Here is a 15,364-nt window from a genome sequence, read left to right on the forward strand (position 1 = left end):
ATAAACATCGTCATATTGTCCATTTTTAACCGAAAGAATAAACGCGACAAAAAAAATAATGGCTACCACCACACTTATCCCCAGTAACATGTATATAATGTTCATAGTTTTTTGAATCTGGATGTAAAAGTATAATTGGAGTAAAGTCTAAAAAATGACGGTGATCAGGTTTTAGGTTTTTAGTTGCTTCTTGTTTAGTTCTTCAAACGTCTTCCCAACATATAGGTGCAAAAACTAGTAAAAAGAACAATGCTTATTGAGCTTAGGGGCATCAGAATTGCCGCCACGACCGGCATAAGATTTCCAGTAACCGCGAAACCAAGACCTATAAGATTGTAGAACAATGAAAAGAAAAAACTCCATCGAATAATTGATACTCCTTTTGCCGAAATCCTGAAGAAGGCCCCAATCTTTGAAAATACCGAAGCATCCAGAATTCCGTCGCAGGCCGGAGAAAACACATTGGTATTTTCTGAAATTACTATCCCAACATCGCTCTGGGCAAGTGCACCTGCATCATTCAACCCATCGCCAACCATCATCACTTTTTTTCCTTTTTCCTGAAGCTTTCTGATAAATTCGAGTTTATCTTTCGGCTTTTGATTAAAATACATTGCCGTGTCTTGTGGTAACAGCTGTTTCAATTTGTCCTTTTCCCCTTCATTATCCCCGGAAAGGATGATCAATTCTTTGTTTTGTGATAATTCTGAAAAAACCTTTTCAATTTTGTCCCGATAGGAATTATGAAAAGTAAAGCAACCTTTATATTGCTCGTTCGCACTTATATGAACGGAAGTTTTTTCTATGGTCTGTACCACATTTTCTTTACCTACGAAATTGGCCGAACCAATTTTCAAGAAATTGCCTTGATGTGAACTTTCAATTCCTTTACCTGCATGCTCCTGAAAGACTTCAGGAATTTTGATATCATTTTTATCCAGAATATTATAAAGTGCCCTGCTTAACGGATGATTGGATGCCATGAGACTTCCGCCAAGCATTTGCCTTTCTTCATCAGTAAGTTCTAGCCCGTTATAGCAAATAGTGTGTTGATTATTGGTAGTAATCGTACCGGTTTTGTCAAAAACCACCGTATCGATCTTCGCCATTTGTTCAATTATAGAAGCCTCCTTTAGGTACAATTTATTCTTTCCGAAGATTCTTAGCAGGTTTCCTAATGTAAAGGGAGCCGCAAGGGCAATCGCGCAGGGACAGGCGATGATAAGAACCGCCGTAAAGACATTCCAGGCCACGGATGATTCATAGAACATCCAGAAAACGGCAGCTATCACAGCCACACTTATAACGCCCAAAGTAAAACGTTTGCTTATTTGATTGGTCAGCGTTTTAAAAAGGGCGGCTTTGTCTTTTTGAAAGACTTCATCGCTCCATAATTCGGTTAAATAGCTTTGCTGAACTTCTTTTAAAGCCTCTACTTCAATGATACCGCCCTGCTGCCTACCGCCCGCATAGAGTTTTTCGCCACTTGTCTTCCTAACGGCTTCGGCTTCACCAGTTACAAAACTGTAATCGATGCGTGCCTCTCCTTTAATAAGAATGGCGTCCATAGGGATGAGTTCTTCATTTCTAAGGATGACTCTATCTCCTTTTTTGATTTTATAAACCTGGACCTGTTCTTCGGAAGTGATCCCGTTTTCAGTTTTTATTTTAGTGACGGCAATGGGGAAATATGATTTATAATCTCTTTCGAAAGAAAGAAACGCGTAGGTTTTCTGCTGAAAAAACTTTCCTAATAGTAGGAAAAAAATGAGTCCGCTAAGGCTGTCAAAAAATCCTGTTCCTGTATTCAGAGTAATTTCCGCAGTACTTCTTAAAAACAGTACAATAATCCCAAGTGCAATAGGTACATCTATATTGAGAATTTTAGATCGTAATCCTTTAAATGCAGAAATAAAATAATCACTCGCGGAATAAAATACCACCGGCAACGAAAAGCTGAACATGAGCCAGCGGAAAAAATATTTGAACTGGTCCAGCCAGAATTCATTTACTTCAAAATATTCAGGAAAGGATAAAAACATGATATTCCCAAAAGCGAAGCCTGCAACGCCGAGCTTATATATAAGGTTTCTATCTACTTTTGCTTTTTTATCATCGTAATTTTCCAGGGAAATATAAGGTTCATAGCCAATCCTGGCGAGCAAAACCACCAGATCTTTTAAAGATAAATTTGTTGCGGAGAAGCTGATGCGCACCTTCTTTTTTGGAAAATCTACCTGTGAACTTCTAATCCCCTTTTTCAGTTTATCCAGGTTTTCCAGTATCCAGATACAGGAACTGCAGTGAATGGACGGGATAAAAAATGAAACCACCTTTAGATTCTCCTCGTTAAACTCCAGTAGCTTTTCCGCTATTTCTTCATTATCCAGAAAATCATATTTGCTTTCACTGATCTTTGGTGAAATTCCGGGATTACTTTGGAGTTCGTAATAATAGGAAAGGTCGTTGTTTTCAAAAATTTCAAAAACGGTCTTGCAGCCTGAACAGCAAAATGACTTCTCCTTATATTCTATTATACCGTCCAGACAGTCATCTCCGCAATGAAAGCAATTCGTCATTATTTCTTACAAATTAGGGCTACAAAACTGAGGAATTGAGACTTACAAAAATATGACCGTGGTCAGGTATTATTAAAATTCTTCACTCCTAAGAGATGGGTTAATAAATATTTATAAGCCATTGGGTATGGGATTAGGAGGCAGCTTAACTATAACGTTTTCGGATACTTCAGCACATGGAAAATAATCCAATACCTGATTTTCATCATTATTTCCCTGCCATTTCTACCGCAACTTTGTATCAAATTAAAAACAACAAATCATGAATACCTTTAAAAATTTCGGACTGTTAATAGGAAGCTTCCTAATAATGATCATTTCTGTACAGTCATCTTTTGCGCAAACCTTCAGTGTAAAAAAAGCAGGATCCAACATGAAAATAGAAGGAACTTCTAATATCCACGACTGGGAGATAGAAGCAGAAGATTTTCAGGGAACGCTTTCTGCAGAATTTAAAGATGGCCAGCTCACAAAGATCAATTCTCTTGAATTCGCTGTTGTAGCGGAAAGTTTAAAAAGCGGAAAAGGAGCTATGGATAAAAATACTTACAAAGCTCTTGATACCGATAAGCACAAAAAAATCACATACAGTCTTACTAAAGTAAATAACATTGATTGTACTTCCAGCACAAAATGCATTATTACCACCAGCGGTTATTTAACTATAGCAGGAACGAAAAACCCGGTGAACATAACTTTTAACGCCCAGGCAAATGACAGTAAAATTGTGCTTTCTGGAAATGAAAGCATTAAAATGTCCCAATATAAAATAGACGCACCCACCGCAATGTTTGGTACAATAACTACCGGTGACGAGGTGAAAATCAACTTTCAAATAACTTTTTCCAAATAACAATTTCAACCTTAAAAATTAATCAAGATGAAAAATTCTTTCAAATACTTAAGCATTGCCCTAATTGCTTTCTTCGGAATACAAATGCAGGCCCAGGAGAATTCTTTATGGAATCGCGACTTCCCTAATTTCAGAAATCCTGATCAAAGTGGCATCAACGATTTTGAACCAAATAAAGATACCATCACAGATTTTAATGGTATTAATGTAAGAGTTGGAGGCGCTTTTGCCTTGCAATTCCAGGCCATAGACCATGAGAATTCAGGAAACGCCGCAACCCCCGTGCTACAGGAAATTGGAGATAACTTTAACCTTGCCACCGCAAACCTCGATTTTGATGTGATGTTGTATGATGGAGTGAGGTTACACCTTCGAACATATCTTTCTTCCCAACACCACAACGAAACTTATGTAAAAGGTGGTTACTTACAAATAGACAAACTGGACTTTATTCAGAAAGGCTTTTTAAGTGAAGTTATGGACAACGTGAGAATCAAGATTGGGCATATGGAAAATAACTACGGGGATGCCCACTTCAGAAGAACAGACAACGCAATGGCACTTTACAACCCGTTTGTTGGAAACTATTTGCTGGATGCATTTACAACTGAAGTTGGTGCCGAAGTTTACTACTTCAAAAATGGATGGCTGGGAATGGTAGGAGCTACCAACGGTAAATTAAACCAGGCGGTAACCAATCCTGAAATTACCAGCCCTTCTTTACTTGCAAAAGTAGGTTACGATAATTATTTATCTGAAGACCTCAGGTTCCGTTTAACAGGTTCTGTTTACCATACCAACCAAACCGGTAGCGCATACTTATACACCGGTGACCGCGCAGGCTCACGTTACTACAACCTCTTCCAGGGTTCTTATGTAAACGATTTGGGAGAAGTAGTTGCTGTAGGTGACGGTTTTAGAGCAGGAAGGGTTAACCCCGGAATTAAAAATGAAATGACCTCCATTATGATTAATCCCTTCATTAAATACGGCGGCCTGGAGTTCTTTGGAATATTTGAAACCATTTCAGGTAAAAATGCCAACGAAACTGAGGAAAGAAACTGGAACCAATATGCCGGAGAACTTATCTACCGCTTTGGAAATACTGAAAACCTTTATGTAAGCGGCCGTTATAACTATGTAGATGGAGAATTGGCAGAAGGACAGGATGTTAACATTAGCCGTTATAATCTTGGTGCCGGCTGGTTTATGACCAAAAACATCCTTGCAAAACTTGAATATGTTAACCAGGAGTATAATGACTATCCTGTGAGCGACATTCACAACGAAGGAAAATTTAATGGAGTTGTGTTTGAAGCAGTAATCAGCTTCTAAGATTACAATTTGAATTAGCCAGGTGGGGGAACAAATAGTTTCCCCCACTTTTTCAATCTCTCCCCGCCTATATGTTCATAATAAGCAAAAAATCATCTTCGTCATCAGCATTATTTATAAAATGACTTCTGAATTCTACAGCTATGAAAAGGCAGTTTCTATTTCTCGTTTTTATTTTCGCTACCTCAGCCAGCTTTTCACAACAGGTTTTCGAGCAACAAAACATCAGGATCCTTCCTGAAAGCAGCCTGAATATTACCGGAGATACCAACATAAGCAAATTCAATTGTGAATTTAATGCTTCTCTTCTTGAAGGGAAAAAGACCGTACAGCTTTCTAAATCCGGGAAAAACATCCATTTCAAAGATGCCGTCCTTGTTCTAAAAAATGAAGGGTTTTATTGTGGCAACCGGGCCATAAAAAAGGATTTCCACGCTTTAATGCAAACTGAAAAATATCCGTCTATAAAACTGGAACTGAAAAAGGCAATTATGAAGGATAATGGCGATGCCCTTGCCCAGGTAGTGATCCATATGGCCGGAAAAACAAAAACATATGAAGTGCCTGTGGAAATAATTAGTTGCCCAACCCCCAATTTTAAAGGATTACTGGAATTGAACATTAACGATTTTGGACTGGAACCTCCCAGGAAGCTTTTTGGATTGATTGTGATAAAAGAAGAAATTGAAATCAATTTTAACCTTGTGATCAAACCTATTTAAGTGAAAAACGAACCTCATATAGTTTCCGCTTCAGAAGCAGTTGCAGTGGTGAAAAGCGGCCAACGGATATTCATCCAGGGTGCCGCTATGACACCTAATATTCTAATAAATGCGTTATGCGAAAGATATACGGAGCTGCAGGATGTTGAAATTTTACATATCCATACCGAAGGCGAAGCAAAATATACGGAAGCTCCATATCACCAGGCTTTTAGATGCAATAGCTGCTTTGTAGGCAGTAATGTACGGCAGGCGGTAAATACCGGTTACGGGGATTACATCCCAATTTTCCTGAGTGAGGCCCACCTGCTTTTCAGAAAGAACATCCTTCCCCTGGACATTGCTTTTATCCAGGTATCGCCGCCCGACAGGCATGGCTATTGTTCGCTGGGTGTATCTGTAGATATTACCTTACCGGCCATACAAACCGCGAAAAAAGTAATTGCCCAGGTAAACCCGCTGGTTCCCAGAACACATGGGGACGGGATTATTCACGTAAGCAAAATAGATGCAGCAGTAGAAGTAAACACTCCCATGCACTCACCGGTTCCTTCAGCCCCAACCGAGATAGAGCTGAAAATTGGAAAAAATGTGGCCGCGCTGGTGGAAGATGGTGCCACGCTGCAAATGGGGATCGGCGGAATTCCTAACGTGGTGCTGGCAAACCTCAGCAATCATAAACGCCTTGGAATCCATACGGAAATGTTTTCTGACGGAATTTTGGCCCTGGTTAAAAACGGAGTGATTACCGGAGAAGACAAAATGGTAAAAACCGGCAAATTGGTGACCTGCTTTGCCGTGGGTTCTCCTGAACTGTACAACTTTATTGATGATAACCCGCTTATTCATTTTAAAGAAGCCGCTTACACCAATGATACGGCGATTATAAGGAGAAATCCAAAAGTAACCGCAATAAATTCGGCCATAGAAATAGACCTTACGGGGCAGGTTTGTGCCGATACCATTGGAAAATACCAATATTCGGGAGTTGGCGGCCAGATGGATTTTATTCGCGGTGCTTCCCTTTCGGAAGGGGGAAAAGCAATTATTGCCATGCCCTCGGTTACCACGAAAGGGGCTTCCAAGATAGTTGTAAACCTTAAAGAAGGTGCCGGCGTAACCACTACCCGCGCCCATGTACATTATATTGCCACAGAATATGGAATTGTGGATCTATATGGGAAAAACCTAAGGCAGCGGGCAAAAGCACTCATATCAATTGCACATCCCAGGCACAGGGAGCAGTTAGAAAAAGATGCTTTTGAATGCTTTAGATTATAAATTTTTGTAACTTAAGTAGAAGTGCTTTAAAACGCCGGAATAGTATAAAACTGTTCCGGCTTTTTTTCAGAAAATTTAAAAAATCAGGTTATGAAAAGTAGTTTTAGCGAGATAATAAAAGATGAAAAAACGGTATTGATAGATTTCTCTGCAGAATGGTGCGGGCCATGCAAAACCCTGGGGCCTATTTTACAGGATGTAAAAGCAAGCCTTGGGAACAGGGTGAAAATTATAAAAAGTAGATGTAGATAAAAATGAAGCACTCGCGGGGAAATATCAGGTAAGAGGTGTCCCAACCATGATATTGTTCAAAAACGGGCAACAACCCTGGCGGCAATCGGGTGTAGTGCCAAAAGATGAAATCGTGCGTATTATCCAGTCGAATTCCTGAGCAAAAAAAACTAACCCTCAAATTGGCAATTATCGAGAAATAGGTTACTTTTTCAATAACAACATTAGCGATTGGGATGCCCATATCTCCAAGCTGACTGATTTTTAGGAAAGTAATCTTTTTTTTGCAGGAAATTTCGAAGGAAATCCCGCAATGGCCCATGTGAAAGTCGATGCGGAGAACAATTATAAAATCACAAAATATCATTTTGGAATATGGCTGAATCTTTGGTTCCAGACCATAGATGAACTATTGGAAGGGGAAATGGCCCAGCGCCTAAAAAATAATGCCCGTAAAATGTCCACACATCTTTTTCTAAGAATTTACCAGAGTAGAAAATAGACTTATACAGTTTTGATTTGCGCTTGTATATATTAATTATGATAAACAAAAATGGGAAGCTGAAGATCGATACTTGCCGATAATCCGTATGTGGAATGTAAGAAACGATCACAAATACTGAGGTTCTTACCAATTATAAAGATGAGATTATAATCTTTTTGAATGGATCCAAACGAATTTTCATTAAACTCTTCCAGCGTTTGTTGGTTCAAACATTCAAATTCTGTACTTAAAGACGAATTTTCCTCCTTTACTAAAACTGCGCTGCTTCTACCTTCTTTCAGCTTTAAAATTGTAAATCTACTATTATAAAAAAATGGGTTTCTGGAGATAATATTTGGAATCTCTTCTTCAGGTTGAATAGCATGATCAATAGGAAAAATGACGTTTTTTGGAAAATAGTACTTGCAATTTGCCGGTATCGCCAGGATATTGCATCTTATTTTTCTAACCACATCATATGCGTGGTCACCCAAAATGGGATGATGATGAACCTTATGACTAATGGCTCCAATGAAGATCAGGTCGATCTTCTTTTCAACCACAGCCATTCTAACCGCACTTATTAGGTTTTCAGAAGAAAGAATGATGTTAAAATTATGCTGCGGATTCTGTTTATACATTTCCAGTTCCCGCGCACTTTTTTCTAATTTTTGAAGAATAGTGGTTAATTTTTTATCCAGAACCTTACTCGCAGATGGGTCAAAATCGAAATCCTGAATGTTTAAAAAAAAGAATTTTGCTGCAGAATGCTCAAGAAAATCTACAGCATATCTTGCGGCGTTATTCGAAACTTCGGAGAAATCGGTCAAAATCAATACATTCATTAGCTCATTCTTATAATAGCGAAATTACATGAATAGGCTATTGCTAAAAATGACGAAAATCAGTTCCTTGAAATTTTAAAAAGATCAGCTTATTTTTTTCAGGGCTTCAGAATCCATGATCTTGATATTTCGCCCTTCAATTTCAATAAGGCCTTCCTTTTTAAAATCAGACAAGGTTCTAATAAGACTTTCCGGAGCCATACCGGCAACACCTGCAAGATCTGAGCGGGAGATACGAATGCTTTTTAAAGGATGTTTTTCAATTCTTTCGGCAAAAAGAAGAATAGTATTTGCTGTTTTTCTGCGAACAGAACCATAGGCCATATCCATTAATTGCTGTTTTAATTCGGAAAGATTTTTATTGAGCACTTCTACCAGTTGTATGGGAATACGCGGATTATTAGCGAGGATCTTATGAATTTCTTCACGTGAAACAGTATAAAGCTGAGTGTTTTCCATGGCAGTAGCATAATCTTCATAGGCTGTCTGGGGATAATTTACAGGATTTCCGAAGAAATCATCCTGTTTGTATAGCTCGGTAATTAATTCCTTTCCATTATTATCCATGCGATGCGCCTTTACCACTCCGCGATGAACCAGATAGAAAAAGTTGGATTGCCTTCCTTTCTCGTAAATAGTCTCTCCTTTCCTGAATTCCTGCAACTGGTAATTCTGAAAAAGTTCCCGAAGTTCATCAAGGTTTTGAAGATCGTTAGTAGCTGGTTTTTCTACGATGTTTTTTTTCTGAAAAGACTGAAGAATAGCAACCTTCGCCAACCGGCTTTCAATAGCGCTCAGCAAATCTTCTTCTTCAAAAGGTTTGGTTAAATAATCATCGGCACCAAGATCCATGCCTCTGCGAATATCTTTATGTTCTGTTTTAGCCGAAAGAAAGATAAAGGGAATATTTGCGGTTTCAGGGTTTTTGCTTAAAGCTTTCAAAACCCCATACCCGTCGGTTTCAGGCATCATAATATCACAGATAATAATATCGGGATGTATTTCTCCTGCTCTTTGGATTCCGTGGCTACCGTTGGAAGCTGTTTGCACTTCATATTCAGAGAGCTCCAGTAACTCGGCTGTATTTTCTCTTACGGTTACATCATCTTCGATCAGCAAAATTTTTTTCATAGATGGGAATCTGAAATGAGATTTCTGTTTGATATCAAATCAGAGTTACAGGGACCTCAATTCTGAACCTGGTTCCTTTATTTTCTTTACTTTCAAAGGTAATACTTCCTCCAAGATTTTCTAAGTGGGTTTTTGCTATATTCAATCCTATACCCGTTCCCTGGTCCAGCAAGGCATTCTCTGCCCTGAAATAGCGTTCAAAAATATGTTTTTGGTCCTTCTCCGGAATTCCCCTTCCCTGGTCTTCCACTTCAAATATCATATATTCCCCTTCAAAACCTAATTCAAATTTTATAAGACTATTCTCGGGAGAATATTTAATGGCATTTCCCAAGAGATTGGAAAGAATTAGTTCAAGAATCTTTTCATCCTGATGTAGAGTCACATCTTCAATTTCTTTGGGATACATGATTTCCTGACCGTTCTTCAGCGTAATATTGGCATTATATACAACCTCATTAATTAAACGTTTGAGACTAAAATTGGTGTACTTGTATTGCCCCTTTCCAGAATCCAGCCGTTCGATGGAAAGAAAATCGTTTAATATATTGTTTAGATAGTGAACCTTATTGCGAATGGTCACCAGATGTTTTTCCCGCTTATCCTGCTGTTCTTCTTTTTTATATTTTTCAATTAACGTAGCTGAAGTCAAAATTCCACTAAGAGGGGTTTTAAATTCGTGAGAAACCAAGGATAAAAATTTTGTTTTCAGCTCATTGAGTTCTTTTTCTTTTTGCAACGCATCTTTAATTTTCCGCTCCGCCGCTTTTCTTTTGGCAATTTCATCCTCAAGGTCCAGATTTAGACGCTTCAACTCCCTTATACTTTCTTGAAGTTCACGGGTCCTGATTTCAATTTTATCTTCCAGCCGGGTATTAAGTTCCCTTATTTGCCGCTGTGTTTCCTTTCTAACACTTATATCGATAATCAGGGACATAACAAATCTCTCCTCTTTCATCTCGAAAGGATTTAGACCTGCCTCCACCGGAAACAATGAACCGTCTTTCTTTACACCGTAAAGATCACGGCCGTGGCCCATTTGACGTTTTTCGCTCTTTTCAATAAACTGGTCTACGTGGCTGTGATGGATTTTATGATAATCCCTTGGGATAAGAACATCCAGATCTTTTCCGGTAAGTTCACCTTTTTCATACCCAAACATAACGGCAGCTGCACTGTTGGAAGCTACGACAACCTGACTGGAGTTTACCACAATAATTCCTTCAGAAGCCGCTTCAAAAAGTATGTTTAAAATGTCTTTATTTTGTTGAAAATGTTCCTTCAATCTGCTATTCGTTTTCAATTTAAATATGCCTGCTTGAGTGGATTAAAGTTAAAAACATTTTTAAAAATAACCATTAGAGTAGGAACAAATTGAAGTATTTATTCTACAGAATGATCTTCGTAGAAATCATCAAAAGTCTTGGTGGTAGTATAACTATCAGTAAGGATGCGATAAACAGTATAAATAAGCAATCCCTGGCCAACAACTACGAGATAAAAAATGACCGGAAATGGAAAGTTGAAATATGAAAATACCGTCACTAAAACCAGAATCAGTGTTGTAATGTAAAGCCAGATAATAGGTTTGATCTTCATTTTTTATTTTTAATATAAATAATTTCAAACTCAGAATATCTTAAGGAAAGATTAAAAATCTTGTTTTTGGAAACAGTGAGGAATAGAAGAGGTTTTAGTTATTTCTGAATATAAATTTAAATATGAAGGAGACTTATATACCTTCTAAATTGTCATTGAAAATAATTGAGTTTCAGGTTTACTTCTTTGTAAGCGCATGTCAAATGCCATGCATATATTTCGTACAAAAGGTTTTCCTTTTTCGGTAATCTTAAGAAAATTTGTGTCCATTTCAACGAGTCCATCATTCTGCATTTCTTTTAACCGGATGAGCGTATCCGGTAATCCTTGAAAAAATTGATTTCCGGTGTACCAGGAAGTTTTCAATTTGCACATCAGGTTCAGAATATGTTTACGGATGATAAGATCTTCATCATTTAAAATATGCCCTCTATAAACTGGCAAGTTATTATTTGCTACCGAATTTTGGTATTCTTCCACACCTTTCACATTTTGGGCAAAACCATACCAGCTATCACTAATGGCCGAAACTCCCAACCCTATCATTGCCTGAGTTTTTGAGGAGGTGTAGCCCATAAAGTTACGGTGCAATGTCCTGTTCTCGATAGCTTCAAAAAGACTATCGGTTTTTAGGGCAAAATGATCCATTCCAATTTCTACATAACCGGCATCCAGCAACATTTGCTTTCCTGTTTCATATTGTTCCCTTTTTTGTTCGGCGGTGGGAAGATCTTCGTCTTTAAAGCCCCGCTGGCCATTACCTTTGACCCAGGGCACATGGGCGTAACTGTAAAAAGCAATACGATCTGGCATCAATGCTTTGGTTCTTTCTACAGTACGAATAATATGTTCTTTTGTTTGAAACGGAAGGCCAAAAATGATATCGTGCCCCACAGAATTGAACCCGGTTTCCCGGGCCGCTTCGGTCACTTTCTTTACATTTTCAAATGGCTGCACACGATGTATGGCTTTCTGTACCTTTTCATTATAATCCTGAACTCCATAGCTCACCCTGGAAAACCCAAAGGAGGAAAAAAGACGGAGGTGTTCAGAACTAGTATTATTGGGGTGGCCTTCAAAACTTAATTCGGCATCTGCGGCTTTTCTTGAATTTTCAAATATACCATTCAGCAGTAATTCTAAATTTCTAGCTGAAAAAAAGGTAGGTGTCCCCCCTCCTAAATGAAGTTCCTTTATAAATGGTTTTTCTGAAAAAAGTTTGCAATACATTTTCCATTCATTTAAAACAGATTCTAAATAAGGAATTTCTACGGAATGATTCTTAGTAACCCTTTTATTACAGCCACAAAAGGTACAAAGACTCTCACAAAAAGGTAGGTGAATATAGATACTAATACCTTCGGAATGGTTGCTTTCCCGGAAGCTTTTTTGAAGACCCTTTTGCCATTTTTTAAGCGTAAATCTGCTTTCGTCCCAATATGGCACCGTAGGATAACTGGTATAACGGGGGCCGGGCACATTATATTTAGAAATTAAATTCGATTCCATCATTATAAATTAAAAAATCAAAATTAATGGCTCGGATAGTTTTAAAATATGATGCTGATCAGTTTAATTCAATTTTTAATTAACGTGAATTATTGAATATAAATGAAATTATAATCGCCATTAATAAAGGCAGATTATCCATCTTCAAATAAACACAAGCTAAAAAAGGACAATTTTATCCGTAATATGATTTTTGTCATATTTTACGAAGCCCTTTACCTCTAATTTTGATTAACATTTAATCTCTATCATTATGAAATATTTATTAAAAAGCCTCTTTTTATTAGGATTGGCGCTACTTGTAAGTTGCGGCGGAAAAGAGGATAAAAAAGAAAAAGAAGAAATCCAATTGGGAAATTATGAAAAGAAAGTAGTGGTGAAACCAGATGCCAATCCGCCCGAAGCCGATCTTATTGATATGTCAAACAAAGGAATAGGCCCGGTGAAGAATCTGGAACTTTCCGATAATATAGACCAGGCAATGGCAGATAAGGGAAAGGCGGTTTTTGATTCTAAATGTATGGCATGCCACAAACCTCATAAGAAATTTATTGGCCCGGCACCAGCGGGGGTCTTAGACAGGAGATCACCAGAGTGGGTGATGAACATGATTTTAAATCCTAATGAAATGATCATGAAAGATCCAATTGCCAAGCAGTTGCTCATTGAACACAATGGTTCTCCAATGGCAAATCAAGGATTAACGGAAGAAGAAGCAAGACAGATTCTGGAATATTTCCGAACACTGGAAAAATAGCACAATAACACGAATTATCATGAAAAATTCAATAAAAGTTATAACATCTCTACTGCTGGCAACTGGTTTATTTAGTTGTAACGACAACGAGCAAAAAGAAGGAGATCGCGGGGCTCTGGCTTCCAATGCGGCCGAAAAAGTCTATGTGGCTCCCGGGGAGCATGATGAATTTTACGCTTTCCTTTCAGGCGGGTACAGCGGTAACCTCACTGTATATGGCTTGCCTTCTGGTAGGATGTTCAAGGAAATAGCTGTTTTCTCCCAATTTCCCACCAGTGGATATGGTTATTCTGAAGAAACAAAACCGATGCTCAATACTTCCCATGGTTTTATTCCCTGGGATGATTTGCACCATCCGGATATCTCCCAAACGAATGGAAAACTGGATGGGAGATGGATTTTCGTAAACGGGAACAATACCCCGCGGATTGCCAAAATTGACCTTAAAACATTTGAAACCACCGAGATAATCGAGGTGCCAAATTCTGCAGGGAACCATAGCTCATCCTTTGTCACCGAAAATACCGAATATGTAGTGGCGGGAACAAGATTTTCCGTGCCCATCCCTCAGGAAGACATTGCAATTAATGAATACAAAGGAAAATTTAAAGGTACTTTATCCTTTATAAGCGTAGATCCTGAAGAAGGCCACATGGATATTAAATTCCAGTTAATAATGCCCGGTTTTGATTATGACCTATCCCATCCGGGCCGCGGAAAATCACACGGCTGGTTCTTCTTCACTACATATAATACTGAAGAAGCAAACACATTATTGGAAGTGAATGCTTCCCAGAACGATAAGGATTTTATCGCCGCGGTAAACTGGAAAAAGATAGAAGAATATGTAAACAATGGCGGCGGCAAAATCATGCCTGCCAACTATGCGCACAATATGTATGACGATAAAAGCCATACTGCCACTTCTACTATGAAAAAAGAGGTACTGGTGGTAGATCCCCGGGAGGTATCGGAAGCTGTATTTTTCCTTCCAACTCCAAAATCGCCCCATGGGGTAGATGTGAATCCTAGTGGGGACTATATTATAGGAAATGGAAAACTTTCTGCCGACTTGACCGTACATTCGTTTGACAGGATGATCGATGCGATTGAAAACAAAGAGTATAGTGGCGAGGCCTATGGGATACCCATCCTGAATTTTGAGGATATTCTCGCCGGCACGGTCAAGCAAGCCGGGTTGGGTCCACTTCACACAGAATTTGATGATAAAGGAAACGCTTATACCACCTTCTTTATTTCTTCTGAACTGGTGAAATGGAATGTCGAAACCCGTGAAGTAATAGACCGCCAACCCAACTATTATTCCGTAGGGCATGTAATGGTGCCCGGTGGGAACTCCAGGGAACCATTTGGAAAATATGCCATAGCCCTGAACAAAATCACAAAAGATCGTTATTTGCCAACAGGGCCTGAATTGGAACATTCAGCACAATTATTTGATATTTCAGGCGAGAAAATGGAGCTTTTACTGGATTTCCCAACCCATGGTGAACCCCACTACGCCGCCGGTATTCCTGCGGAAATCCTCGAAGAAAATTCCCAAAAAATCTATAAGTTGGCAGAGAACGAGAATGAATACGCAACCCTTACCAATGGCGATGCCAGGGTAGAGCGTAACGGCAACGAGGTGCATGTTTATATGACCACGATCCGCAGCCACTTTACCCCAGATAATATCGAAGGGATTAAAGTAGGTGATAAAGTCTATTTCCACATAACTAATCACGAGCAGGATTTTGATGTGCCTCATGGATTTGCCATGATTGGGGCTAACAATGCCGAATTGCTTATTATGCCCGGCCAAACTAAAACTTTGGTTTGGGAGCCTAAACAAGTAGGTGTATGGCCATTTTATTGTACAGATTTCTGTTCAGCATTGCACCAGGAAATGCAGGGGTATGTACGAGTATCACCAAAAAACTCCAACATCGAAGTTAGTTGGTCGCTTGGAGAAGATTAATGTTTAATTAGTTAGAAATCCACAGGGAAATCCCAAGCTTTTCCTGTGGTCCTTAAA

At 38.8% G+C, this 15,364-nt stretch carries 14 protein-coding genes and 1 pseudogene; 8 read left to right on the top strand and 7 right to left on the bottom strand.

Annotated features, from left to right (window positions below; translation table 11 throughout):
* Both ccoS and RM539_RS17830 read right to left on the bottom strand, forming a co-directional pair.
* On the bottom strand, nucleotides 1-105 hold a 105-nt coding region (ccoS, locus tag RM539_RS17825), incomplete at its 3' end, for a cbb3-type cytochrome oxidase assembly protein CcoS (protein ID WP_311504819.1).
* An 89-nt stretch (nucleotides 106-194) separates the two neighbouring features.
* Complete coding sequence (locus RM539_RS17830) at nucleotides 195-2,579, bottom strand: heavy metal translocating P-type ATPase (protein ID WP_311504780.1); 2,385 nt, start codon at nucleotides 2,577-2,579, stop codon at nucleotides 195-197.
* A 262-nt stretch (nucleotides 2,580-2,841) separates the two neighbouring features.
* Between RM539_RS17830 and RM539_RS17835 the strand changes: the two genes are divergently transcribed.
* The 6 genes and pseudogenes from RM539_RS17835 to RM539_RS17860 all read left to right on the top strand — a co-directional run bounded on the left by RM539_RS17835 (nucleotide 2,842) and on the right by RM539_RS17860 (nucleotide 7,503).
* Nucleotides 2,842-3,432: a YceI family protein gene (locus RM539_RS17835; RefSeq protein ID WP_311504781.1), complete on the top strand. Its 591-nt coding sequence runs from the start codon at nucleotides 2,842-2,844 to the stop codon at nucleotides 3,430-3,432.
* A gap of 27 nt (nucleotides 3,433-3,459) precedes the next feature.
* On the top strand, nucleotides 3,460-4,767 hold the full coding sequence (locus RM539_RS17840) for a hypothetical protein (RefSeq protein WP_311504782.1): 1,308 nt from the start codon (nucleotides 3,460-3,462) through the stop codon (nucleotides 4,765-4,767).
* A 143-nt stretch (nucleotides 4,768-4,910) separates the two neighbouring features.
* Nucleotides 4,911-5,489, top strand: coding sequence for a YceI family protein (locus RM539_RS17845; protein ID WP_311504783.1), 579 nt, complete (start codon nucleotides 4,911-4,913; stop codon nucleotides 5,487-5,489).
* Complete coding sequence (locus tag RM539_RS17850) at nucleotides 5,490-6,770, top strand: acetyl-CoA hydrolase/transferase family protein (RefSeq protein ID WP_311504784.1); 1,281 nt, start codon at nucleotides 5,490-5,492, stop codon at nucleotides 6,768-6,770.
* Nucleotides 6,771-6,860: 90 nt separating this feature from the next.
* Nucleotides 6,861-7,161 (top strand): annotated as a pseudogene (trxA, locus tag RM539_RS17855) (thioredoxin).
* Nucleotides 7,162-7,314: 153 nt separating this feature from the next.
* Nucleotides 7,315-7,503: a globin family protein gene (locus RM539_RS17860; protein WP_311504785.1), complete on the top strand. Its 189-nt coding sequence runs from the start codon at nucleotides 7,315-7,317 to the stop codon at nucleotides 7,501-7,503.
* A gap of 32 nt (nucleotides 7,504-7,535) precedes the next feature.
* Here RM539_RS17860 and RM539_RS17865 read toward each other — a convergent pair whose 3' ends face one another.
* The 5 genes from RM539_RS17865 to hemN form a co-directional block, all read right to left on the bottom strand.
* Nucleotides 7,536-8,330, bottom strand: coding sequence for a universal stress protein (locus RM539_RS17865; protein ID WP_311504786.1), 795 nt, complete (start codon nucleotides 8,328-8,330; stop codon nucleotides 7,536-7,538).
* Between the two features lie 84 nt (nucleotides 8,331-8,414).
* Entirely contained in the window at nucleotides 8,415-9,461 is a 1,047-nt protein-coding gene (locus RM539_RS17870) for a response regulator (protein WP_311504787.1), read from the bottom strand.
* Nucleotides 9,462-9,495: 34 nt separating this feature from the next.
* Entirely contained in the window at nucleotides 9,496-10,746 is a 1,251-nt protein-coding gene (locus RM539_RS17875; protein ID WP_311504788.1) for a PAS domain-containing sensor histidine kinase, read from the bottom strand.
* A 98-nt stretch (nucleotides 10,747-10,844) separates the two neighbouring features.
* The gene (locus RM539_RS17880; protein ID WP_311504789.1) at nucleotides 10,845-11,060 is read right to left on the bottom strand and encodes a hypothetical protein; all 216 of its coding nucleotides are present in this window, start codon (nucleotides 11,058-11,060) and stop codon (nucleotides 10,845-10,847) included.
* 144 nt (nucleotides 11,061-11,204) lie between these two features.
* Entirely contained in the window at nucleotides 11,205-12,569 is a 1,365-nt protein-coding gene (hemN, locus tag RM539_RS17885) for an oxygen-independent coproporphyrinogen III oxidase (protein ID WP_311504790.1), read from the bottom strand.
* 253 nt (nucleotides 12,570-12,822) lie between these two features.
* Here hemN and RM539_RS17890 point away from each other — a divergent pair, with 253 nt between their 5' ends.
* Nucleotides 12,823-13,326, top strand: coding sequence for a c-type cytochrome (locus RM539_RS17890; protein WP_311504791.1), 504 nt, complete (start codon nucleotides 12,823-12,825; stop codon nucleotides 13,324-13,326).
* 19 nt (nucleotides 13,327-13,345) lie between these two features.
* The gene (nosZ, locus tag RM539_RS17895; RefSeq protein WP_311504792.1) at nucleotides 13,346-15,307 is read left to right on the top strand and encodes a Sec-dependent nitrous-oxide reductase; all 1,962 of its coding nucleotides are present in this window, start codon (nucleotides 13,346-13,348) and stop codon (nucleotides 15,305-15,307) included.
* The last annotated feature ends 57 nt before the right edge of the window (nucleotides 15,308-15,364 follow it).

Origin of the sequence: Autumnicola musiva, from assembly GCF_031846585.1 — a bacterium.
Classification (GTDB): domain Bacteria; phylum Bacteroidota; class Bacteroidia; order Flavobacteriales; family Flavobacteriaceae; genus Autumnicola; species Autumnicola musiva.